The organism is Undibacterium parvum, assembly GCF_003955735.1.
Taxonomy (GTDB): Bacteria; Pseudomonadota; Gammaproteobacteria; order Burkholderiales; family Burkholderiaceae_D; genus Undibacterium; species Undibacterium parvum.
The window spans coordinates 382,592-406,386 of record NZ_CP034464.1 but is presented as its reverse complement, the minus strand read 5'-3'; the positions used below and the strand labels follow the sequence as shown (position 1 = coordinate 406,386).

At 51.9% G+C, this 23,795-nt stretch carries 18 protein-coding genes and 1 rRNA gene; 9 read left to right on the top strand and 10 right to left on the bottom strand.

The window, feature by feature from the left end:
* The first annotated feature begins 190 nt into the window (after positions 1 to 190).
* Positions 191 to 303, top strand: a 5S ribosomal RNA gene (gene rrf, locus EJN92_RS01800).
* A 317-nt stretch (positions 304 to 620) separates the two neighbouring features.
* Here rrf and EJN92_RS01795 read toward each other — a convergent pair.
* The gene (locus EJN92_RS01795) at positions 621 to 1,547 is read right to left on the bottom strand and encodes a LysR family transcriptional regulator (protein WP_126126267.1); all 927 of its coding nucleotides are present in this window, start codon (positions 1,545 to 1,547) and stop codon (positions 621 to 623) included.
* A gap of 183 nt (positions 1,548 to 1,730) precedes the next feature.
* Here EJN92_RS01795 and EJN92_RS01790 point away from each other — a divergent pair, with 183 nt between their 5' ends.
* Both EJN92_RS01790 and EJN92_RS01785 read left to right on the top strand, forming a co-directional pair.
* Entirely contained in the window at positions 1,731 to 2,849 is a 1,119-nt protein-coding gene (locus EJN92_RS01790; RefSeq protein WP_126129708.1) for a YeiH family protein, read from the top strand.
* Positions 2,850 to 3,066: 217 nt separating this feature from the next.
* On the top strand, positions 3,067 to 3,684 hold the full coding sequence (locus EJN92_RS01785) for a PEP-CTERM sorting domain-containing protein (protein ID WP_126126266.1): 618 nt from the start codon (positions 3,067 to 3,069) through the stop codon (positions 3,682 to 3,684).
* 67 nt (positions 3,685 to 3,751) lie between these two features.
* Here the strand turns inward: EJN92_RS01785 and EJN92_RS01780 are convergent, their stop codons facing one another.
* Together EJN92_RS01780 and EJN92_RS01775 are read right to left on the bottom strand one after the other, a co-directional pair.
* Positions 3,752 to 4,204 carry a hypothetical protein gene (locus EJN92_RS01780; protein WP_126126265.1) on the bottom strand — a complete coding sequence of 151 codons (453 nt, stop codon included), beginning with the start codon at positions 4,202 to 4,204 and terminating at the stop codon, positions 3,752 to 3,754.
* 55 nt (positions 4,205 to 4,259) lie between these two features.
* The gene (locus EJN92_RS01775; RefSeq protein ID WP_126126264.1) at positions 4,260 to 4,718 is read right to left on the bottom strand and encodes a hypothetical protein; all 459 of its coding nucleotides are present in this window, start codon (positions 4,716 to 4,718) and stop codon (positions 4,260 to 4,262) included.
* Between the two features lie 397 nt (positions 4,719 to 5,115).
* On the opposite strand from EJN92_RS01775, the gene EJN92_RS01770 reads away from it, so the two are divergent.
* Entirely contained in the window at positions 5,116 to 6,309 is a 1,194-nt protein-coding gene (locus EJN92_RS01770; protein ID WP_126126263.1) for an amino acid aminotransferase, read from the top strand.
* 212 nt (positions 6,310 to 6,521) lie between these two features.
* Positions 6,522 to 8,543, top strand: a complete 2,022-nt coding sequence (locus EJN92_RS01765) for an LTA synthase family protein (protein ID WP_126126262.1) — start codon at positions 6,522 to 6,524, stop codon at positions 8,541 to 8,543.
* A 249-nt stretch (positions 8,544 to 8,792) separates the two neighbouring features.
* Here EJN92_RS01765 and EJN92_RS01760 read toward each other — a convergent pair whose 3' ends face one another.
* From EJN92_RS01760 to EJN92_RS01735, 6 genes are all read right to left on the bottom strand, one after another.
* Positions 8,793 to 9,431 (bottom strand): nitroreductase family protein, encoded by a 639-nt coding sequence (locus EJN92_RS01760; RefSeq protein ID WP_126126261.1) that lies wholly within the window; start codon positions 9,429 to 9,431, stop codon positions 8,793 to 8,795.
* A 199-nt stretch (positions 9,432 to 9,630) separates the two neighbouring features.
* Positions 9,631 to 10,512, bottom strand: a complete 882-nt coding sequence (locus EJN92_RS01755; protein WP_126126260.1) for a hypothetical protein — start codon at positions 10,510 to 10,512, stop codon at positions 9,631 to 9,633.
* Between the two features lie 183 nt (positions 10,513 to 10,695).
* A complete protein-coding gene (locus tag EJN92_RS01750; RefSeq protein ID WP_126126259.1) occupies positions 10,696 to 13,272 on the bottom strand; it encodes a PAS domain-containing sensor histidine kinase in 2,577 nt (858 codons plus the stop codon).
* Positions 13,273 to 13,666: 394 nt separating this feature from the next.
* On the bottom strand, positions 13,667 to 14,659 hold the full coding sequence (locus tag EJN92_RS01745) for a branched-chain amino acid aminotransferase (RefSeq protein WP_126126258.1): 993 nt from the start codon (positions 14,657 to 14,659) through the stop codon (positions 13,667 to 13,669).
* A 502-nt stretch (positions 14,660 to 15,161) separates the two neighbouring features.
* On the bottom strand, positions 15,162 to 16,055 hold the full coding sequence (gene murI, locus EJN92_RS01740; protein ID WP_227869656.1) for a glutamate racemase: 894 nt from the start codon (positions 16,053 to 16,055) through the stop codon (positions 15,162 to 15,164).
* Between the two features lies 1 nt (position 16,056).
* Entirely contained in the window at positions 16,057 to 17,574 is a 1,518-nt protein-coding gene (locus tag EJN92_RS01735) for a fumarate hydratase (protein WP_126126257.1), read from the bottom strand.
* 526 nt (positions 17,575 to 18,100) lie between these two features.
* Between EJN92_RS01735 and acs the strand changes: the two genes are divergently transcribed.
* Positions 18,101 to 20,083, top strand: coding sequence for an acetate--CoA ligase (acs, locus tag EJN92_RS01730; protein ID WP_126126256.1), 1,983 nt, complete (start codon positions 18,101 to 18,103; stop codon positions 20,081 to 20,083).
* Positions 20,084 to 20,346: 263 nt separating this feature from the next.
* Positions 20,347 to 21,207: a CDP-diacylglycerol--serine O-phosphatidyltransferase gene (gene pssA, locus EJN92_RS01725; protein ID WP_126126255.1), complete on the top strand. Its 861-nt coding sequence runs from the start codon at positions 20,347 to 20,349 to the stop codon at positions 21,205 to 21,207.
* A 16-nt stretch (positions 21,208 to 21,223) separates the two neighbouring features.
* Here pssA and EJN92_RS21375 read toward each other — a convergent pair whose 3' ends face one another.
* Positions 21,224 to 21,385 carry a hypothetical protein gene (locus EJN92_RS21375; protein WP_157984289.1) on the bottom strand — a complete coding sequence of 54 codons (162 nt, stop codon included), beginning with the start codon at positions 21,383 to 21,385 and terminating at the stop codon, positions 21,224 to 21,226.
* 241 nt (positions 21,386 to 21,626) lie between these two features.
* Here EJN92_RS21375 and EJN92_RS01720 point away from each other — a divergent pair, with 241 nt between their 5' ends.
* Both EJN92_RS01720 and rpsO read left to right on the top strand, forming a co-directional pair.
* Positions 21,627 to 23,165: a 2-isopropylmalate synthase gene (locus tag EJN92_RS01720; RefSeq protein ID WP_126126254.1), complete on the top strand. Its 1,539-nt coding sequence runs from the start codon at positions 21,627 to 21,629 to the stop codon at positions 23,163 to 23,165.
* 206 nt (positions 23,166 to 23,371) lie between these two features.
* The gene (gene rpsO / locus EJN92_RS01715) at positions 23,372 to 23,641 is read left to right on the top strand and encodes a 30S ribosomal protein S15 (protein WP_126126253.1); all 270 of its coding nucleotides are present in this window, start codon (positions 23,372 to 23,374) and stop codon (positions 23,639 to 23,641) included.
* Positions 23,642 to 23,795 lie beyond the last annotated feature (154 nt).

Sequence of the window (23,795 nt, the reverse complement as noted above, 5' to 3'; positions counted from 1 at the left end):
GCCTAAGTCCTGCACTCAACATGCAGGCACGCTGCAGCGATGGTCAATCGCTCAGCACAAAGATTATTGATGGACAAGTGAACCATGTTCGCTTGCCTTGGTGGTGCAAACCGCCCTACGACACTTCTTCCCAATTGGATTGTTTGCGATTCACAGAATAACGTGAACCACAATCAGTCAACAAGTTATGCCTGATGACCATAGCAAGTCGGTACCACCCCTTCCCATCCCGAACAGGACCGTGAAACGACTCCGCGCCAATGATAGTGCTGCAACCAGTGTGAAAGTAGGTCATCGTCAGGCTTTTATTAGAAAACCCCTCAACAGCTACCTGTTGAGGGGTTTTTGCTTTGCGCAATCCGTTCGAAGACAACTCCCATAGCGCACTGCACTGACCTTGCATGTTCCGACACCCTGCGAGGACGCGACGCATGCACCACCTTCTTCTAGGCCTCAGGCATGTCCCGAGAGTTCTTTAAACCCAAGGCTTCGCCTGAAACGCACTCACCAACCTGCCACACCTCAAAAATACTCCCCTCTGTATATTTAAAACCCACAAACACTGCGCGGGCAAGCGGCTGATTTACTTAAAAAATCGGGGGAGTATATCTAATGAGGATTTAGCTTAAGTGCCAATCGCGGCAAAACTGCATAAAGTGCGCTAGTCGCGATGACATGATTTTGTGCTTTCTGTATATCAGATAGAAATGACGTTGCAGCGGCGGCAGTGCTGTGTGCAGTTCTACCAGGCTGCCTAACGCGAGCATGTCGGTCACCAGCACGCGTGACAGGCAGGCCAATCCTAGTCCAGCCGCCGCCGCATGTTTAATTGCTTCAGAGTTACTTAGTTCTGCCGCGCAGTTCAAATTATGCAGGTGGGGTAGCAAGGCGTGTTCCACTGCCGCGCGGGTGCCCGAGCCGGCTTCACGCATTAGCCACGCCGATGTGCTTAAGGTGGATAGCGAAAGTTGTTCACTATCCTGAGTGCGATTCGTGGTGGCATTTTTATTTAGCCGTACTGCATGCGAGGGAGCGCAAACTATGATCAATTCATCTTTAATCCAGGGCTCCACGATCAGCTCAGGCTGCTGGCAAGGGCCTTCGATGAAACCCAGGTCTGCCGTAAAATTGGCCACTGCCGTGGCGACTTCGCTGGTGTTGGCAATGAAGACGCGTGGATTAGCCTGCACTGTCAACTCTGAAAATCCGGCAAGTAGTTGCGGTAAATGGTAGATGCCTATGGTGGTACTGGCAGCTAAGCGCAGCTGTATGGCTAGGCTTACATTCTCACCGGAGAATTGCCGTTCTATGTTGACTGCGTCATCGATTAATTGGCGCGCCTGCGGTAACAGTAGGCGCCCATTATCATTGAGAATTAGGCGTTTGCCGACGCGGTCGAATAGCTGTGTGCTTAGCAGGTGTTCTAGTTCATTCAAGGCGGCACTGGTGGCCGATTGCGACAAAGCCACCACGTTAGCGGCGGCGGCAGTACTGCCCTGGTCGCATACGGCGAGGAAGATCTGTAATTGTCTAAGACTTAGCCGCATCTGAAAAATATTCCAATTAAGTTTAAGGAAAAAGCAGTAAGGCCTAGAAAATATTGAGCTGCAATTGAGTTGGTATCAAGCTGAAATTTAGCTTGATTATACATAAACAAGTCGTTTTATAGTTTCAATCGGCATCTGTAGACTACTTATATTCGGTTTTGTACCGTTATCGATAGGAACATGATGTCTAGCCTAACTGCCAAATTCCCTGTTTTCAGTGCTGTAAATCTGCTTGTCGCTGGCCCGGCTTCCTGGCTATCCAAAGTGGCACCAGGCGCGCTATTGAGTGCAGCTATTGCCTGGTTTTCCAGCGCTTTGGGGCAAGTTGCCTACTTCCAGCAGCATGCGCTGAGCACACTAACGATTGCGATACTTCTAGGAATATTTTTCGGCAATACAGTGTTTCCGCGCATAGCGACACCATGTGCTGCTGGCGTGGCTTTTTCTAAGCAAACTTTACTGCGGCTGGCGGTCGTCTTGTACGGTTTGCGTCTGACGTTTCAGGACGTGGCGCAGGTCGGTGTCGCTGGCGTGTTGATCGACGTCCTGATGCTCAGCTCTACCTTTGTGCTGGCGCTATTGCTAGGCTTGAAGCTGTTCAAGCTTGATCGTGAGACGGTTATCCTGATCGGCGCCGGTAGTTCTATTTGCGGTGCAGCTGCGGTGATGGCGACTGAGCCGGTATTGCAGGCCAAGTCGGAAAAAATTACGGTGGCGGTGGCGACGGTGGTGGTCTTTGGCAGTATCGCGATGTTCGCTTACCCCTTGCTGTATCAGCTAAATCAAGAATGGCAATGGCTGACTGTTTCGCCGCAGGTTTTCGGTATTTATATAGGATCGAGCTTGCATGAGGTGGCGCAAGTCGTGGCAGCGGGGCGCGCGGTTAGCCAGGATGCTGCTAATACCGCAGTCATCGCCAAAATGCTCAGGGTGATGATGCTGGCCCCTTTTTTGATAATGTTATCGATTTATCTGCTGCGCGATAAGCGCGTTGCTGAAGAGCGCAATCAACCAGCTGAGGGGGCATTCAGCGGCATCAGCTTTCCTTGGTTTACTCTGGGCTTTATGCTGGTGGTCGCGCTCAATTCGCTGGCGTGCCTATCTGCTGAAGTCGTCAACTGGCTAATCAATTTTGACGGCCTGTTAATGGCAATGGCCATGGCCGCTTTAGGTTTGACGACGCAGGTCTCTGTGATCCGACAGGCGGGCATTAAGCCGCTGTTGTTGGGGGCATTGTTATTCTTGTGGCTGATGCTAGGCGGGGCACTGATAAATTTAGCGGTGTTTAGCCTATGGGCCTAGGTGTTATCGCAAGTTTTACAGCTAGCCACGCTGTGGATGTTGGCTGAGGTGCGGTTTGGATTTGGTGTAAAAGAAAGAATAAAATGTGTCGGAAAATTTTACACTGCACAAATGGGTTGATACTGAAATTCCCTTAAGTAAATGATTTTATAGGGAAATGTATTCCAGGCATATATATTGCTTATTAGTCTGCCATGTTCAATTCACTCTATAAATAATGAAAAATTTACTCGCTTCCATGTTGTTAAGTATCGTCGGTTTTAGTTCTGCCAATGCAACCGTCCTGACCGCCACGACTAACGTTGATAATACGTTTAGATTGTATGTTTCCACTAGCGATGCAGTTTTAGGCAGCTTGATGGGCTCAGGAAATAGTTGGCCAACGACTTACACTTCGAGTGCGACTTTGGCAGCAAACACCACACAATACATTCATATGGTGGCAACCAATCAAGGTGGTCCTGGCGGCTTTCTGGGCATGTTTAGCTTGAGTGACAATGCTTTTGCTTTCGATAATGCGACCCAATTGCTGTTGACGAATCCAACTGACTGGAAGCAAAACACGACTGGTTTTGGCAATGCCACTTCTGCTGCGGTAGGCGAAGGCAATAATGGCGTTGGTCCATGGGGCATGCGTCCTGGCTACGGTACAAATTCGCCAACCTGGATCTGGAACTATGTCAGTAACACTGGTAACGATTTCCAAACTGTTTATTTCTCAGCCAGAATCAATGCGGTGAACAATGGTTCACAAGTACCTGAGCCAGCTTCCCTGGTTTTGTTGGGCCTAGGTTTGGCAAGTTTGGCAGCAGCACGCAAGCGCGGCGCTAAGTAAGAATTTGCACTCAATAAAAAACCCGCTTTAGCGGGTTTTTTTACGTTTGGGCAGGGAAGTAAATCACTCAGGATGTCACGGTTTCCTTCAGGCTCAGTAAAATCGCCTCGGCCTGTTTTACATCAGCTTCGCTATCGAGATAGACCGCCATCTCGACTTGTCCGCGTTCACCTAATGCAAAGCAATGAAAAGCGGCGACAGTTTCCGGCTCCTCAGCGATACCATCTTGCTCGCTGATGTTCTCGTGCAGGCGATAGCTAAAGCGCAGCATGCCCTCACTGCTGCTGGTGCTGACTTGGTGGGCATCATTCGACATCACCTTTTTGATATTCTCAAGACGCGCTTCTTGGCTTTGGGCATGGTCGTTATTCCAGATCGCGATCCAGATGGTCAACTGGGGATTCCAAAGCACCAGATCGCCTTCTTCTATGCGGCGATTGAATTTGCCCGGCAGCGTAATCCCCCAATTGGGAGTGAGTTGGTAGTTGCCCTCAACAACAGGGAAGTCGGCGTGTAGCATGGTGTTTTCCTTTTAAGGCTAGCCTCTGAGTTTGCTGCGTTTAATCGTGTAAATATTAGTGTTTGGAATTGAGTAAATTTCCTGTTGGCGTTGCGGCTATTGCCAGCGCAAATAACTGTAAGACGATGTGCGCGATTGCTTCGCTCTGGAGCGAGTGCTCGCCGGTCGCTAAGGCACTGCGTATGCGTGTAATCATAGTCAGTTGATCTGGATTATCTCTGATCTGGCCAAGCACCGTCAGCGCTTTCATGCTTAGCTGAGTCTGAAACAGGATGGGGCCGTCAGCGTAGTGATCCGAATAGCGGATCAGACCCTCATCTTTCAGAAAGCTCAGCGCTTCAAAGCTAGCTTCGAGTGATTCTAAGCTGTGCTCACTGGCGATCTGCGCAGGATTTGCCAGTGCGGCGATCTCTGCGAGATTAAGTTCAGTTGGTTTCGGAAAGGCTGCGTACAGGCGCGCTAAGGTATGCAGAACGATGCGATTGAACTGGTCTATGTTATCGGGCAGGGGCATGGAGACTTCCTTGTACTTGGTAAGTTCTAATGTTCATTGAGCGGGATCTGGCAGTATTTTCACCGTTAATATTCATTTAATCAATTCCCCTGTGAATTAAGCAGGCATCGTGGCTGTGCTCTCTTCTTCAGTTTGGCGAATGAACGCAGACCTGCAAGGCGGTTATTGCGCTAATTTCGGTGCGGATTGCTATGCTGATTGGTATTGTGATCGCAATCAGACGTTTAAATTTACTGCCTCAATTTACTGCGTAAATTTGCTGCTTAAATCAGCAGCAATCGGGCAGAGCCTGATGAATGTGGCAAAATAGCGGTCTGGCGCTAATTGCGGGCTTTTTTGCAACGCATTTGGAGTAGCCATCATTTGACGATATCTTCATTTTTCTGGAGTTCTTACCATGTTTCAACACGTCGAAGCCTACGCGGGCGATCCTATTCTTTCCTTGAACGAAGCCTTTGGCAAGGATCCTCGTACCAATAAGATTAATCTCTCTATCGGGATTTACTTTGACGATGCCGGTAAGATCCCTATGTTGCCGTCGGTGCGCGCGGCCGAATTGAAAGTGGTGGCCGAAGCCGGCGCCCGTCCTTATCTACCGATGGAAGGCGCGGCCAATTTCCGCACCGCAGTTCAGCATTTACTGTTCGGTGCCGAGCATGCTGCCGTCAAGGCGGGTCGCGTGGTGACCTTGCAAACCGTGGGTTCTAGCGGTGGATTAAAAGTCGGTGGCGATTTTATTAAACGCTATTTTCCGAACAGCACCATGCTGATCAGCGACCCAACCTGGGATAATCACCGCGCCGTGTTTGAAGGCTCGGGCATCACGGTTAAAACCTATCCTTACTACGATGCGGCTACCGGTGGTCTGCGTTTTGATGCGATGCTTGCTGCCTTGCAGCAAGCCGAGAAACACAGCATCGTCTTATTGCATGCTTGCTGCCACAATCCTACCGGTGTCGATCTGACGCAGGCACAGTGGCAAGCTTTGGTGCCCGTGTTAAAAGAGCGCGAACTAATCCCTTTCCTCGATATTGCCTATCAAGGTTACGGTGAGGGCATAGCCGAAGACGCGTATGCCATCCGCCTGCTGGGCGATTCTGGCTTGAGCTTCTTCGTCGCCAATTCTTTCTCCAAGAGCATGAGCCTGTACGGCGAGCGTTGCGGTGCCTTGAGCGTGGTGTGCCCGGATGCGGCGCAAGCGGTGAATGTGCTGGGCCAGATGAAGGCGAATATCCGCCGCAATTATTCTAACCCACCGCTGCATGGCGGCCAGATCGTGGCACGCGTGCTGACCGATCCAGAATTGCGCGCCCAATGGGAAGGCGAAGTGGTGGCTATGCGCGAACGGATTCAGGCTATGCGTAAAAAACTGCACGATGTCTTGAGTGCCAAAATACCGGGTCGTGACTTCAGCTATTTCCTGACTCAGCGCGGCATGTTTAGCTACACCGGTCTTTCGGCAGAGCAGTGCGATCGCTTGAAGGAAGAGTTCGGCGTGTATCTGGTGCGCTCTGGCCGTATGTGCGTCGCAGGCTTAAATACCGGTAACGTCGAAGCCACCGCCACTGCGATGGCAGCGGTACTGGCCTAAATTAGCTTGGCGGGCCACACTTATCGCATTTTGATGAGTACCCCCGACAATGCGCATATTCCATGCGGGTTTCCAGCCTGCCCGGGCTGCAAGCCGCATGGGATATGCGTGAGCGGGCAGGGCCCAATTTTTTACTGCTAGCCTGTAGCAATAAACTCAGCAATAAATTCCGCAAACCGCAAGCCCCATCCCAGCTCCTAGTACTCTAAGCAATGACCCAGACTTCTACCGCTAACTCTTCCCGTGCCACCACTTCAAGCCCGCTACAAAAACTGATATTGGCGCAGCGTCAAAATATCTATGTACGTCTGGCGCTGATCGCGCTGTTGTGCCTGCTGCCTTTTTTGGTGGCAAGGGTGGCGTTGTACCTATTCTATTTTGAGCACTTTAGAAATCTCAATCTGCAGCAAGTGGCGATGGCGTTTTGGGTAGGTCTGCGTTTTGATCTCTCGGTGATCACCTTTAGTATGTTCTTGCCGAGTATTTTTTTACTACTGCCATTTCGCTGGGCGCAGCACCCGATTTGGCAGCGCTTGTGGTGCTGGATTATCTATCTGGGTTTACTGCTACTGGTGGTTTTGCTGATCGGTGATGCCGTGTATTTCGGTGAAGTCGGTCGCCACGTCGGCTCTGAGATCAGCACCGTACGCGCCGATCTGGCCCCCATGTTGACGTTGGCCTTGCATCAGTATTCCGGCTTGCTGGCACTGTTCGCCGCTTTCTCGGTGCTGGGTGCCTGGGTTTGGCATAGAGTGGTACATCCTGTAGTGCCGGTCATTAAACATCGCTCGCTCAGGTTGATCGGCTTGTTGTTGGTGTTGGCCTTGTGTGTGGTCAGCGGGCGCGGCGGCTGGACCAATAAACCTATCAGCGTCTCGGATGCCTTTTTTTCTAATTCTTCGGCGCAGGCTTATCTGACACTCAACGGTGCCTTTGCCGTGAGTCATGCGCTGGCCGACAATACCCCGCCGGTGCATGATTTTATGCCGCAGCAAGAGGCGATTGCACGCACCCAAAAATCGCTGGCAGGCCAGCACCCCGTATTTCAAGATCCGGCCTATCCGCTGTATCGACAGTTGAATATGGCTGCCAACGCGTCAGCAGGCACAAGCGCCAAGCCGCCCAATGTGGTGGTCTTGGTGCTAGAGAGTTGGGGCGCGCAACACATCGATGCCATCCGCGCACATCTGGAGCTGCCGCCTATCGGTGCCACTCCGCATTTTGATGCGCTGGCCAAGCAAGGTCGTCTGTACACCCGCTTTTTTGCTAATGGTCAGCGCTCTATTGTGGCGGCGCAATCTATCCTGGCCAGTCTGCCTACTTTACCCGGCATGTTGTTTCTCGGTGAGGGCATAGAGCAAAATCGCCAGAGTTTCATGGGCGAGATGGCGCAAGCGCAAAACTACCAGACCATCTTTTTGCAGAGCGATCACCGCGTCTCGTTTCGTTTCAATTCTATTTCCGCGCGCGCTGGCTTCGCGACTTATCTGGGCGCAGAAGATATGCCCGAGCTACACCCTAAGCCTAAGCCCGATTTGGTGTGGGGAACCTGGGATCACAATACCCTGCAACAAGCGAATCGCCTGTTCGCTCAGGCGCAGCAAACTCAGCAGCCATTTCTAGGCTATATTTTCACCTCCACCACGCATGCACCGTTTATGGTGCCGGAACAGCGCTGGCGCAAATATCCCGAGACCAGTGAGCTGAATAAATTTCTAAATTCTATGTATTACGCCGATTGGGCGATTGCCGAAATGATGGCGTCCGCCAAACAAGCCGGCTATTACGACAACACCATCTTCATCATTACCGGTGACCATGTCAGCGGGGTGGGCGACTATAAACAACACGTGCCTAATCTTTACCATATTCCGCTGCTGATCGTCGGGCCAGGGATTACGCCCGGGGTCGATGATCGCATCGGTAGTCATGTGGATATTTTGCCGACTATCGCCGAGCTGGCGCATTGGTCAACTGGCTACGCCGGAATAGGGCGCTCGCTGCTAGACCCCGAGCGAGTCGAAGAACGGGTCGCCTTGTCGGTGCGCGGCGAGGTGATCGATCTGATTTCAAATCGTGGCTGGATCTCGCATAATTTAAATCGCACAGTCGGCAATAGCGCCGACCTGCCAGACACAGTGAAGTCAGAACTAGAGCAACTACTGCTGGCGCACTATCAAAGCATTAGCCACCTGATGCTGGAAAACCGGATACAGCCCGCTGCTAAGCATTAAGGGATACTCACCCTAAAATTCTTAAAATATCGCCGTTTCCGCATATACATTGCGGGTAGTAAAAATATACTGGTGAGGAGTATGTGGTTTTTGCTGCTTGAAGAGAGCTGCGTGTGCCTCGCTCTGCTGCATCGGTGCTGCTGTCGCTGATAGTTGTGCTGACTGTTGCGCTGAACTCGCAGGCGTAAAAAAGGGACGGTAAAATACCGTCCCTTTTTTTACTTCCGTTAAGGCAAGCAGATTTAAATTTTACTTAATCTCGGTGACAAACTGCGCATGTGGGCGACGGATTTTCTTCAGCTTGGCCAGCCAATCCTGCTCTTCTTCACGATAGCCCAAAGGCATGATGACGACGCTGCGCAGGCCGCGCTCTTTTAATCCCAGGATGGCGTCGACTGCATCGGTATCAAAACCTTCCATCGGTGTGCTATCGACTTCTTCGGTCGCCGCTGCGATCAAGGCCGTGCCGACGCCGATGTAAGCCTGGCGGGCCGCGTGCTGATAATTCACTTCGGCGCTGCGTGCTGGGTAGCTGCCCAGCAGTTGCTGGCGATAGCTTTCCCAGCCTTCGTTTTTAAAACCGCGCTCTTCATTGGTCAGATCAAACATCATATTGATGCGCTCTGCCGTGTAATTATCCCAGGCGGCGAACACCAGCAGGTGCGAGCAATCCGTGATCTGCGCCTGGTTCCAGGCAGCCGCCTTGATTTTTTCGCGCACGTCTTTATTGGTGATGACGAACAGTTCATACGGCTGCAGGCCGCTCGATGTGGCAGTCAAACGTACCGCTTCGACGATGCGATCAATTTTCTCTTGCGCCACCACTTTGGCAGGGTTCATTTTTTTTGTGGCATAACGCCATTGCAGCTTTTGTAATAGGTCGGACATGAATCGCTTTCTGGATAAGGGCTTGACAGTGAAACGCTCAAGGCGACTTCACCGCTTAAAGTCGGCTGACTGGCGCGTCGGCTGCAAAGGCTACTTTTTGGGAGCCTTGCTGCAGCTTACCCAGCCCATCTGGGGTGGGTAAGTGGTTTCACAAGCGCTGCAGCGATTTTTTTTCTGTCTTGGCGTTAAGCGCGCCTTCTTAAAAATTGACTCTCACATGCAAGCCCTGATAGTTGATCTTGCTGGCGTCGGGTGCCGCTTCGTATTCCAACTCTATGATGGCGTCGTCGCTAAAACTGGTATCGAATAAGGGCGGTGAAAAGCTCGCTACTGGCTTATTCGATTTCTCTGGTTTTTCCATCATGATCGCAAGCCGGCGCTCGCCTTGGATTAAGCTAGCGCTGCGTAAATCGGTGAAATCGGCTGGAAAGCTGAGCATGACTTTACTCGATTTGCAGGGACCGCCCAGCGCCCTTACAAAATTACGCGCCATAAACGGTAGATCATCGTAATGGATAGCCCAAAACATCTGGCACTCCAGACGCAAATCACCCAGCCGCCTTTGATGCGCGGCCAGCTGCGGGCTGCGCACATACGGCCACCAGCGAAATAATTCCTTCTTACGATTGATCATCAACTCGGCATTGTCTTGTTCGGCCTGGGCGTCACGAGGCAAAGTGAAAGTGCCATTGTCGGCCAGCGCGATCGCCAAGCTGTGCGCATCACTGGCCAGCCGCAATGCCACCCCGCTCAAAGTGGCCGTCGCATTACGTGGCTTGAGGATGAACTTGGCGCTGGCCTGCGGTGCCAAAGCATGCTGCTGCTCAAACGCAGTGAGCCCCTTGAGCATGACACGATACGGTTTCCAATCCGGATTCTTAGTGGCGCTGACGTCCACCTCGGCGATAGGCTCAGCGCTGGCTTCGGCAGCCGAAGCGGCGGCAGTTTCTGCGCTCGCCTGATTAGTTAGTGGGCTAGTTAGTGGGCTAGTTGTTGGATTAGCTTGTGGGTTAGCTTGGGCCGAGATTGCCGCGCTGAACAGCGCGCAAAAGAGGCCAGTGAGTAGGGCGTTTTTTTTCATCGTTAATCAGTGTAAAAAATTCTAAGGGCGAGTTATTGTGAGTCTTGAAGTAAGCGGCGTGCTGAAATTTTCTGGCTAGTATAATTACATTTGGGCGAGCATAGTGGCGGCTAGCTAAGTATCGCGCTGCGCCCCCGTTGGTGCTGACTGGCGCGCCTATCCTTGCTTTTTACAGGCCTTGGTTTACTCGATTTGTGCTGACTCTGCTTGCTGCGCCAGTGGTATCGTAAACCAAAATGTACTGCCTAGTCCGGCGGTTGAGCTGAAGCCAATTTCGCCGCCCATTGAGATGATCAATTTTTTTGAGATGTTTAATCCTAGACCGGTGCTACCTTGTTTGCGGGTGTCGCCGCTATCGGCTTGGGCGAATGCCTCAAACACTTTGCTCTGGAACTGCGCAGGTATTCCGCTGCCAGAGTCTTCAACTTCGACCAGCACCGCTTGGTTTTGCTGGCGCGCCCGTAGATGTACTTGCGCCCCTGGATGGGAAAATTTTGCGGCGTTCGACATCAAATTATCCAATACCTGTCTGAGTCGATTGGCGTCGGCGATCACCAGGTAATCCTCGGCGACTGCGCTGTACTGATAGCTGACCTGATACTGGCTGGCATAGGCGGCATTGGCGCTGATGGCATCCTGGATTAATTGGTGCAGACTGACTGGCTCCAGATGCAGCGGCAGTTTACCGGATAAGAGTTTATCCATGTCGAGTATGTCATTGACCAGGGTGATGAGGCGCTGGCTATTGCGATGCGCCACTGTGACGATCTCTAGCGCTTTGGCGGGCAAGGTGCCAAGTACCCCGGCTTCGAGTAAACCTAGGGCACCGCGTATCGAGGTGATTGGGGTGCGTAACTCATGGCTGACGGTGGAGATAAATTCAGTTTTAATTCTATCCATCTGTTTTTGTTTGGAGATGTCGGAATGTGTGCCGGTCATGCGCAGCGGCTTGCCTAGCGCATCGCGGCTAACCACTTTGCCGCGACTGAACACCCATAGATAGCTCCCATCTTTGCAACGCACTCTATGCTGACTGCTAAATAAGGCTGACTTGCCGTCTAAATTTCCGTCTAAATTCTCCTGTATTTCCGCCATCACCCGGGACTTGTCTTCGGGGTGTAGGCGTGAAGTCCACTCGCTTAATGCGGTTCCAATTTCATCTTCGGTATACCCCAACATCGACTTCCAGCGCGGTGACAGCAAGAGCGTATGGTTTAGCATATCCCAATCCCAGACGCCGTCGCCACTGCCTTCAAGCGCAAAATTATGACGTTCCTCGGTGATGCGCAATTCTTCCAGAGCCGCCCGGGTTTGCTCATTGGCCGCCAAAATCGCTAAAGCGCTATTTTTACTGGCGCTAATGTCAAAGCGTATCGAGACATATTTTTCTATCACATTGTTGGCGTTTTTGTAGGGCACGATCACCGTATCGACCCAGTAAAGATGGCCATCTTTGGCACGATTGCAGATTTCTCCACGCCAGGGATTGCCACTGGAAATGCAAGCCCATACCTGTTGCCAAAAGGCGCGGCTTTGCGCTCCCGAGCTCACGATTCTATGGTTGGCTCCGATCAGCTCTTCTTTGCTGTAGCCACTAATACGGCAAAATAATTCATTGACGTGTGTGATGCTGCCGTCACGATCCGCCGCGGAGACGATGGCGTGGAAATTGAGCGCACTGAGTAAGGCTTCGGTGTCTTTGGTGGCGAAGGAAAGTTTTGCTGCCATCGATAAAAAGCTGCTTTCTAATGCCGCAATTTCTCTGTAGGCACTGCCGACGCGGGGAGTGGTTTCGCCGCGTAGCGAAGCATGCAAATCAAAATCGCTGATCGCCGCCGTCACCTCCTGCAGCGGGCGCACAATACGTTTGGATAGCACGAGTGCCAGGGCCGCGCCTAGAGCGGCCAGCAGCGCAACCGCCAGCAAGGCCTTGCTTCTTAGCCTGGTCGCCGGAGCAAATGCTTCCGCTTGATCGACATGCGCCATGATGCAGCCGCCACCAATCTCGGGGATAAAACGAAAACCATGAATAATCGGCACATCGCGATAATCCAGATCGAGGGTCTCGGCATTTTCTGGCGATAAACAACGCTTCATCGGCCTTGCGCTGATAGGATCCACACCGTGCCCTTGCACCGATTTATAGCGCGCGCTGGTGATGAAGTAACCTTTTGAATTGGCTAAAAAAGTTTCGCCAGAATGCCCTAGTTCCTTGGGGTAGTTGAAGATCGCTTGTAACTTGCTCACTGAAAATCCGATCAAGAGTCTGAGCTGCCCGCCTTGGCTTTGCTGGCTAGCTTGAAGAAAAAAACTTGGGATACTGCCCGCTACCCGCGGCGTAAAATAAGCGAGTTGGCCTTGGGCGAAAGCGATATTTTCCAGCGCTAGCGTAGGGTTAGCGCCGAGCAGCAGGGGGGCGCCATCGGGTGCGAGCAGTATCACCGTCTCGGCGTCTTCGTGAGCCAGTAGACTGAGTAATTCGGTTTTGTAGCAAGCCGGGTTTGTGGTGAATGAAACGCAGTGTTTCTGTAATTCGATTAAGGCAGTATCGGTACGCCCCTGTATCGCCTGCAATCGCAGTTTTAAGCTTTCGTAGCGACTTTGCGATGCCGCACCCACCGCAAGTATCGCCTGGTCGCGGGTCTGGGCATACAGAGCCTGATAGGCGAGCGCAACGATGATACTGCTGGGCACGAGCAGGCTTAAGAAAATAATCAAGGCCAAGCCCCATCGCAAGGAGATACCCCTGGAATTTTCCATAAAGCCTCCGCGCTATGTAAAGATGTCAATATTATCTTAAAAATAAATAATGCGGGATTTCTTTGTGATGGAAGGCCGGCGCGCTAGCCTGCTGAGGTAAATTCTAAAAGCAGGCCAGCCCAGCGCGCATATTCCACGCGCCCGCTGGCGGCATCTGCCCGTAAACCCGCATGGAATATGCGCGTGCGGGCAGGTGCCTATGAAAACGAGACAGTGCGAACGGCGAGTAGGGTGATGTGAACGGATGTGGACGTATTTGTTGATAACTAGCGATAGCGCAAAAAAAAGTCGGCGGGCATAAGGCTAGCCCGCTTGTGCAGTGATTAGGGCTAGGCTGGGCATGGCAAAATCGCAGCCACCCCAGCGCTTGCTTGGCTAGACTAAGCCAAGAAAATCAAATCTTAGTAATCCAGTTAAAAGTATCTTCTTCTATCCCTTGCTGAATATCGTTCAGATACTTGCGCAGGCGTTTTGAATTGACCGCTTCTTTGCCTTGATTCACCGTGTGGGTTTGATCTTGATAAACGATCTCACCGACCGGTGCCAACACCGCAGCGGTGCCCGACAAGGCGACTTCGCCGGTCTTGATCCACTCGATTAATTCATTGGCCGAGATATTGCGCTCAGTAACTTGGTAGCCTAATTTAGCCGCTACTTTGAGCAAAGAGTCACGCGTGATGCCGGGTAAAAATTCGCTGTTCAAAGGCTTCGTTAGCAGTTCAGTATCGCTGATTAAGAGGCAATTGGCGGCACCGGTTTCTTGTACGTCGCCATTCGGTGCAAAAATCACTTGGGCGGTATTGTATTTTTCTTTGGCTTTCTGGATTAAGCCCAAAGCACTGGCGTAATTGCCACCGGATTTGACGCTGCCAAAGTGGGGTGCGCAGCGTTGGTTTTCTGTGTCTAACAACACGCGCATGGTGGCGTCGGCCGAGAAGTAATCTCCCACTGGTGAGATCAAGACATACAGCAGCGCGGTGCTGGTCGGTGCGGCAGCGCGGCCGATCGAGGGATCGGTGCCGATCAGGGTAGGGCGGATATAGGCGGAGCCAGGGAAGGCCGGGACCTGAGCTTTGTACTTTTTTAGCAAATCTAAAATCATCGCCTTTAATTGCACAGCATCAGGAACCGGCAGATACAAAGACGCTGCGCTGTTTTGCATGCGCTTGATATGGTCGTCGATGCGAAAAACGCAGACCGCACCATCGGCCGCACGAAACGCCTTCATGCCTTCAAAACAGGTACTGGCATAGTGTAAAACGTGCGAAGCTGGGTGTAGCGGCAGGTGGTCGCTAGGGCCAAAGCGAGTGTCTGACCATTTCTCGCCATCAAAATTGGCGAGTGTTATTTCATCAAAAAAGACTGTTCCAAATTCTGCGCTTGCCATGTGATTCTTTCAAGAAATGAAGGATTGCAAAAAAATTCTAGACGTTGGACTGAGCATGCTGTTGTCTAGCGATTGGCAAAATAATAAACCAATATGCGGGGAGTAGCATCTGAAATTTTGAATTGGCGCTGCGCCTTTCGATTCCGATTTGATTCCGCTTTGATCCCTTTTTGATTCGGCATTTTCTTAAAAGAAGAGGCGGCGGGTGGGCACAAGCATCATCGTGCCCACGCGTAAGGGGCAAGCAACAACACATCAGCTTAAGCTCCATCAAACCAAAACATCCTTGCATGCAGTCTTGTCGGGTTATCTCGGCGTGGACACAAAAGCGTGGCCACCCAGCCAGCCGCGATTCAATCAAAATTTTTTAAACAGGCAAGCCCAGTGCGCATATTCTATGCGGCTGCTGGCGGCATCTGCCCGCAAACCCGCATGGGATATGGGTCTCGGGCTAGGTCCTGTTTGAAATTGTTTGGTTTTGGCGGGCGCGCTGGCGCTGGTCTTATGCCAGGGCGCTGAGCTGGTACTGGTCGGCGCGCAAGCCCAGCATGTGCTGTAGTGCGTGTTCCAGGTTGCTGGTGCTGCCTGTGGTGTAGGTGTTTAGCGCTGTGCTGCTTATCGCAGCGGATGGCTGGGTGTTGAGTAGACCTTGCTGCTCTAGTAGTTTGTGCAGACGTCTGGCGACCGCTTCGCCGGTGTCTATCAGGCGCACTGCGTCTAGCTTGGCGTCTGGCTGGTTTTCTGCCACAACTTGACGAATCAGATGAGCGATAAAGGGGTAGTGGGTGCAGCCTAGTACTAGCGTATCGGCGCCTTGCGCGAGTAGCGGCGCGACGTAGCGGCGCACCAGTTGCAGGGTTTCGGCAGAATGCAGCTCGGCTTTTTCAATTTGGTTGACTAAACCTATGCAGGCTTGCGCGATAAAGTTGACGCCGGTTTCGACGCTGAGCTGGTCGCGTAACTGGCTAAATTTTTGACTTTGCAAGGTGCTCTTGGTGGCTAATACGCCGACCACCTTCGATACGCTGTGCAGCGCCGCCGGTTTTAAGCCCGGCTCCATGCCTATGATGATCAGCTCGGGGTAGCGCTGGCGTAAGGTAGCTACCGCCGCGGCGGTGGCGGTATTGCAGGCAATCACCAGCGCCTTGATGTGATGCGTGAGTAAAAATTCGGCAACTGCCAGACTGCGTTCTATCAGCACCTCATCCGATTTTTCGCCGTAAGGCGCGAAGCCAGAATCTGCAAAGTAGATCAGCTGTTCGCCCGGCAGCTGCTGGCGTATATGTGCCAGCACCGAGAGGCCGCCCACGCCAGAATCAAACACCCCGACTGGCTGCCCGGGGTGTTTGATAGCTGTAGTCTCAGCTAAGGTGTTAATGGCAGAAATGGCAGACAAATCAGGCAACCGGGATGATGCCTATCTTGGCTTGCCATTCTTTCGGGCCGGTGGTGTGCACCGAGGTGCCTTTGGAATCAACCGCTACTGTGACTGGCATATCGACGACATCAAACTCGTAAATCGCTTCCATACCCAGATCGGCAAAGCCCACCACCTTGGCGGTCTTGATGGCTTTTGATACCAGGTAGGCGGCGCCGCCCACTGCCATCAGATAGGCCGAACCATGTTGTTTGATCGATGCAATGGCAGCTGGGCCGCGCTCTGCCTTGCCTATCATAGAGATCAAGCCGGTTTTTTCTAACATCATGTCGGTAAAGCTATCCATGCGGGTCGCCGTAGTCGGGCCGGCAGGGCCTACCGCTTCGTCACGCACAGGATCGACCGGGCCGACATAGTAGATCACGCGGTTGGTGAAATCTACCGGCAGGGTTTCGCCCTTGGCCAGCATGTCCTGGATGCGCTTGTGGGCGGCATCGCGGCCGGTCAGCATTTTGCCGTTCAGCAGTAAAGTCTGGCCTGGGGTCCAGGAAGCGACTTCTTCTTTGCTTAATGTATTGAGATCGATGCGTTTGGATTTTTCGGTATCGGCAACCCAGTGCACATCCGGCCAGCTAGATAGCGCTGGTGGCGTCATGTAGACCGGGCCAGAACCGTCCAGCACAAAGTGACCGTGACGGGTCGCGGCGCAGTTAGGGATCATGGCCACTGGTTTGGAAGCTGCGTGGGTAGGGTACATATTGATCTTGACGTCGAGCACGGTGGTCAAACCGCCCAGACCTTGTGCGCCTATGCCTAGGGCATTGATCTTGTCGCACAATTCTATGCGCAGCTCTTCGGTCTTGTTTTGCGGGCCGCGTAATTTCAGCTCGTACATGTTGATGTCTTCCATCAAGGATTCTTTCGCCATCAGCATGGCTTTTTCTGCAGTACCACCTATGCCTATGCCCAGCATGCCAGGCGGGCACCAGCCAGCGCCCATGGTCGGTACGGTTTTCATGACCCAGTCTATCAATGAATCAGATGGGTTGAGCATGACGAACTTGGTCTTGTTTTCTGATCCGCCGCCCTTGGCTGCTACTTGTACGTCGACCGTATTGCCTGGTACCAGTTCCATGTGGACTACCGCTGGCGTATTGTCCTTGGTGTTTTTGCGATCAAACAAAGGGTCTGCCACGATAGAGGCGCGCAACACGTTGTCGGGATTGTTGTAACCCTGACGCACACCTTCATTGACGGCGTCGGTAATGGAGCCGCTAAAACCTTCAAAGCGCACGCCCATACCGATTTTTAAGAACACATTGACGATGCCGGTGTCCTGGCAAATCGGGCGACGGCCTTCGGCGCACATGCGCGAGTTGGTCAGGATCTGGGCAATCGCATCCTTGGCGGCCGGGCTTTGTTCTGTCTCGTAGGCGCGCGCCAGATGGGCGATGTAGTCAGCCGGATGATAGTAGCTGATGTACTGCAGTGCGGCGGCGATGGATTCGATCAGATCGTCTTGCTTGATGATAGTCATGATTTGGCTCTGGGCTAGGTAAAAAAATCGTGCTTGCTTAAAATTTTGTAGCTGATTAATGCGTGGTTCGATTGCATCCTTGGCGTTGGCGCGGGTGTTAGCTCTCAGTATTTACGTCTAATGCAATTCGCGGGGAGTACCAGTTAATGCCGTTCAGTTAAACTTTGTCCTACGTATCGTCATTCCCGCGAAAGCGGGAATCCAGCGGCGTAAAAGCCTAAAGACACTGGATCCCTGCCTACGCAGGGATGACACCTAGTCGGATTGGAGCTTAACTGAACAGCATTAGGGAGTACCAGTCGCCTTATAGTGTGCCGCCGTTTTGATCTGCGCGACGCAAGTTGGCAGTATTTTACACTGACGCAGATATTGCGGTAAGCCACTTGCGGATAAATGGTATTGTTGTGGTATTATCGTTTTAGCACTTTGACGTAAGGCTTGGGTAAGTCTGCAAGACTAAGGTGGAGCTGTCTAGTTCATGTTTGTCGTTTTAAAATAAATCACAATAAACCAGTTGGAGATATCAATGTCAGACCTCGATCCTGTAAAAGCTGAATCACGTATTTTCCCTCCACCGGCAGCGTTTGCTGCAGATGCCACTATTTCTGGTATGGATGCCTATTACGCGCTATGCGCTGAGGCGGAACAGGATTATGAAGGTTTCTGGGCCAGGCTGGCACGCGAGAATCTGCATTGGTATAAGCCGTTCAGCACGACCCTGGATGAAACGCAAGCGCCGCTGTATAAATGGTTTGAAGACGGTCTGCTCAATGTCTCTTACAACTGCCTGGATGTGAATCTGCAAAAAGGCCTGGGCGACAAAGTCGCCTTGGTGTTTGAAGCCGATGGCGGCGAAGTTACTAAAGTTAGCTATACCGAATTACATCAAAAAGTCTGTCAGTTCGCTAACGGCTTAAAGTCGCTAGGCGTAGGCAAGGGCGACCGCGTGGTGATCTACATGCCTATGTCAGTCGAAGGCGTGGTGGCAATGCAAGCCTGCGCCCGTATCGGTGCCACCCACTCTGTGGTGTTCGGTGGCTTCTCAGCGAAATCCCTGCAAGAGCGCATCGTCGACGTCGGCGCGGTGATGGTGATTACTGCCGATCAGCAAGTGCGCGGCGGCAAACATCTGCCTTTAAAAGCCATCGTTGATGAAGCGCTGGCGCTGGGCGATTGCCAGAAAGTTAGAAACGTCGTGGTGTATCAACGCACCGGCGGCGAAGTGACTATGGCGGGTGGACGTGATCGCTGGATGCACGATCTGGTGGCTGGCCAATCTGCCGTGTGCGAGCCTGAATGGGTCAGCGCCGAGCACCCGCTGTTTATTCTTTACACCTCTGGTTCTACTGGTAAGCCTAAGGGCGTGCAGCATTCTAGCGGCGGCTATTTGTTGTGGGCCATGCTGACCATGAAGTGGACCTTCGACATCAAGCCCAATGACGTGTTCTGGTGTACCGCCGATATTGGCTGGGTCACCGGCCACACCTACATCACTTATGGCCCGCTAGCCGTGGGCGCGACCGAAATCGTGTTTGAGGGCATCCCGACTTACCCGAATGCCGGCCGTTTCTGGGACATGATACAAAAGCATAAAGCGACGATTTTTTACACCGCGCCGACCGCGATCCGCTCGCTGATCAAGGCGGCTGACGGTGACGCCACTATCCATCCGAATAAATATGATTTGTCGTCCTTGCGCTTGCTGGGCTCGGTCGGCGAGCCGATTAATCCGGAAGCCTGGATGTGGTACTACAAAAATATCGGCGGCGAGAAATGCCCAGTGGTTGATACCTTCTGGCAAACCGAAACGGGTGGCCATATGATGACGCCTTTGCCAGGCGCGACACCTTTGGTGCCAGGTTCTTGCACCTTAGCTTTGCCGGGCATTATGGCCGCCATCGTGGATGAAACTGGTCATGATTTGCCGAACGGGCAGGGCGGTATTTTGGTGGTTAAACGTCCTTGGCCATCGATGATACGCACCATCTGGGGCGATGATGAACGTTTCAAGAAGAGTTATTTCCCGGAAGAATTCGGCGGTAAGGTGTATCTGGCCGGTGATGGCGCGATCCGCAATAAAGACACCGGCTATTTCACCATCACCGGTCGTATCGATGATGTCTTGAATGTCTCCGGTCACCGCATGGGCACGATGGAAATCGAATCGGCGCTGGTGGCTCATCCTATGGTGGCCGAGGCGGCGGTGGTCGGGAAGCCAGACGAGACCACCGGTGAATCGATCTGCGCCTTCGTGGTCTTGAAACGTAGCCGTCCTACCGGTGACGAGGCCAAGCAAATCGCCACCGAGTTGCGTAACTGGGTCGCCAAGGAGATAGGTCCGATTGCTAAACCGAAAGAAATTCGTTTCGGTGACAATCTGCCAAAAACCCGTTCCGGCAAAATCATGCGTCGCTTGTTGCGTGTACTCGCCAAGGGTGAAGAAATTACTCAGGATATTTCGACTTTGGAAAATCCAGCAATTTTGGAGCAGCTGAAACAAGCTTTGTAACTTGAATTACTAGTTTTAAAAACCGAGTGCGCAATACCCGTGTGGCCTGCAGACCATTATTGGCCTGCAGGCCGCATCCACATTGCGTGTTTGAATTGGGGTTTTAAGTGGTGCAGGTTCGATGTTGACTTCGCGCATGGTTTTACTTCGCGTCAATCGCGGTTATACTCCAGCCTCTTAGTTGCCGTGCAATTGCGCGGTCAATGCGATTAATTCGCTGTGATGGTGCCTGGTCACTATCCTCATCTACCTAGAATAGACGCATGTCCTCATTTAAAAAACGTCAGCCCAAGGGCAGTTTTAAGTTGTTCCCGCGCGGTGCCAGAAAAACCAAGCTGTCAGGCAATCAATCTACGCAAGCCGATGATCTGGGTTCGCCCGTTAAACCACGGCGCGGTATTTATCTGTTGCCCAATGCCTTTACTACGGCGGCCTTGTTTTGCGGCTTTTATGCCATCGTGATGGCGATGACGCAACGCTTTGAACATGCCGCCTTGGCGATCTTTGTGGCTATGGTGCTCGATAGTCTGGATGGGCGGGTGGCGCGCATGACCAATACCCAGAGCGAATTCGGCGCGCAATACGATAGCTTGTCGGACATGATTTCTTTCGGTGCGGCGCCAGCGCTGGTGGTGTTTGAATGGTCACTCAAGGGTATGGGAAAGCTAGGTTGGTTGGCGGCTTTCGTGTATTGCGCCTGTGCCGCTTTGCGTCTGGCGCGTTTCAATACAAATATCGCGGTGGTCGATAAGAAATATTTTCAGGGTTTGCCTAGTCCCGCTGCGGCCGCACTGGTGGCCGGTTTTATCTTATTGATGGATGACTTGCATTTTAAAGGGGCGGAACTGAGCTGGAGCGCCTGGAGTATTACCTTGTTTGCCGGTTTAACGATGGTAACCAATGTGCCTTTCTATAGTTTTAAAGACGTGAATATGCGCAAATCCGTGCCTTTCGTTGCGCCATTTTTGATCTTGCTCGGCTATGTGGCGATCGTCAGCGATCCACCTAGGGTTTTGTTCGGTTTATTCGTCATGTATGGCTTATCAGGCTACGCGGTCTTGTTGTGGCGCTGGCGTAGTGGTCGTCCCATCAGTATTGTGCAGACGACTGAAGACCACAAGTAGAGATAAGTAGATTTTTCTAGATTTCCCAGCGATTAAATCCACGTGACATGCGTGGATTTTTTTTTGCCGCAGCGATGCAGTGCTGGTCGTTACGTTGCCACATATTCTTGCACTTTTCAGTGACTTGTCCTTGCGCTTTTTGCCAATCGCGTTTATAGTCGTCCCATGAACTTCGCATTCACCCCTCTCGTTACACCAGCTAAGACAGGCCTATCAGGCCTGCTGTCGTTGCTGGTGCTAACTGCACTAAATCTACTAGTGCGGTAACGCGCACAATCTCATACCCCCACAATCTGAGTAGTCTCCCCATCCGTGTGTGTTTTGCAAGGATAGGAGTAAGAGTATTCAGAACAGTATCAATCGTAATTCAAGCGCATTTCAAACATCACTTTTTGCAATAAATTCTCTGGAGAGCAGACATGGCAGACAAACTCATCATATTCGATACCACCTTGCGTGATGGCGAGCAATCCCCCGGCGCTTCAATGACCAAGGATGAAAAAGTGCGTATCGCACGTCAGCTAGAGCGTCTGAAAGTCGATGTGATCGAAGCTGGTTTTGCGGCGGCCTCGCAAGGTGATTTTGAATCGATTAAGGCGATTTCTTTAGCGGTGCGCGAACCGATTATCTGTTCCCTGTCGCGTGCCAACGACCGAGATATCGCGCGTGCCGCCGAGGCTTTGGCTGGCGCTGAGCGTAAGCGTATCCATACCTTCATCGCGACCTCGCCTTTGCATATGGAAATGAAGTTGCGCATGAGTCCGGATCAGGTACTGGAGCAAGCCAAGCAAGCGGTGCGCTATGCCCGTACCTTTACCGATGACGTCGAATTTAGTCCGGAAGATGCGAGTCGCTCCGACATCGATTTTTTGTGTCGTGTGATTGAGGCTGTCATCAAAGAGGGCGCGACCACGATTAATTTTGCCGATACAGTCGGCTATGGCGTGCCTGAGTTGTACGGTAACACCCTGAAAACTTTACGCGAACGCATTCCCAATTCCGATAAGGTGATTTGGTCGGTGCATTGCCACAACGATTTGGGTATGGCGGTGGCCAATTCTCTGGCCGGCGTCATGATAGGCGGCGCGCGTCAGGTTGAATGTACGATTAATGGTCTCGGTGAGCGCGCCGGCAATACCGCGCTGGAAGAAATCGTGATGGCGGTGCGTACCCGCAAGGATTATTTCAATCTTGATTTTGGTATTGATACGACACAAATCGTGGCGACTTCAAAACTGGTCTCGCAAATCACCGGTTTCGCGGTGCAGCCAAATAAGGCCGTGGTCGGCGCTAACGCCTTTGCGCATGCTTCCGGCATTCATCAGGATGGCATCTTGAAGGCGCGCGATACTTATGAAATTATGCGGGCCGAAGATGTAGGCTGGGCCGCGAATAAAATAGTCTTGGGTAAATTGTCGGGCCGCAATGCGTTTAAGCAACGCCTGCAAGAATTAGGCATAGCCTTGGAATCTGAGACTGAAGTGAATGCGGCATTCGCACGCTTTAAAGAATTGGCCGATAAAAAATCGGAAATTTTCGATGAAGACATCATGTCTCTGGTGTCGGATGAAGAGCATGCGCATGGCAACGAACAATATCGCTACGTGTCTTTGGCGCAGCATTCTGAGACCGGTGAGCGGCCAACGGCCAAGGTGGTATTTTCTATCGCTGGCGAGGAGGTCAGCTGTGAAGGCACAGGTAATGGGCCGGTCGACGCCATCGTTAATGCGATCGAGTCGCTGACCCAGAGTGGCTCTGAGTTGCTGTTATTTTCAGTCAATGCAATTACCACCGGTACTCAGTCTCAGGGCGAAGTGACGATGCGTTTGTCTAAGGCTGGGCGTATCGTCAATGGGGTCGGGGCGGATCCGGATATCGTGGTGGCATCTGCCAAGGCGTATTTGTCGGCGCTGAATAAACTGCACTCTAAGTCTGAGAAGCTCAATCCGCAAATCTAGTTTGCCTGCCAGGGTGATCGCCTGTGGTGAGATTTAATCTTAAGCGATCATCCTTTTTACGCATGCAAGTATTTGAATTTGCGTAATTTTCATGCTATAGTCGCAGATCTCATCATTCCGATGGGATTGTTATCTTGTAAAAAGTAAGCACGATAATGAGGGTTGAATTAATTTTTACTCTTGTTACCGCATGTAAAAGGAAAATCATGACTATTGAAAAAACAGCAAAGGCCGCTATCGTTGCGGACAATGCCCGCGGTCAAAACGACACCGGATCCCCAGAAGTGCAAGTTGCTTTGTTGACTGCACGTATCAATGACCTGAATGGTCACTTTAAAGCTCACAACAAAGATCACCACTCACGTCGTGGTTTGATCATGATGGTTAACCGTCGTAAGAGCTTGTTGTCTTACCTCAAAGGTAAAGATTTGAATCGCTATCGCTCACTGATCGAAAAACTCGGCTTGCGTAAGTAATTCTTGCTGATTTTAGCAAAAAATTTATAGTAAAAAGCCTGCCTCAGTTTAGCTGACGCAGGCTTTTTGCTTATCTGGTGTTTTGGTAGTTCGGTTGTTTGGCAGTTGGAGTTGGTATTAGAGTTGGTAATAGGGCGGCCATTTGGCTGCTTGT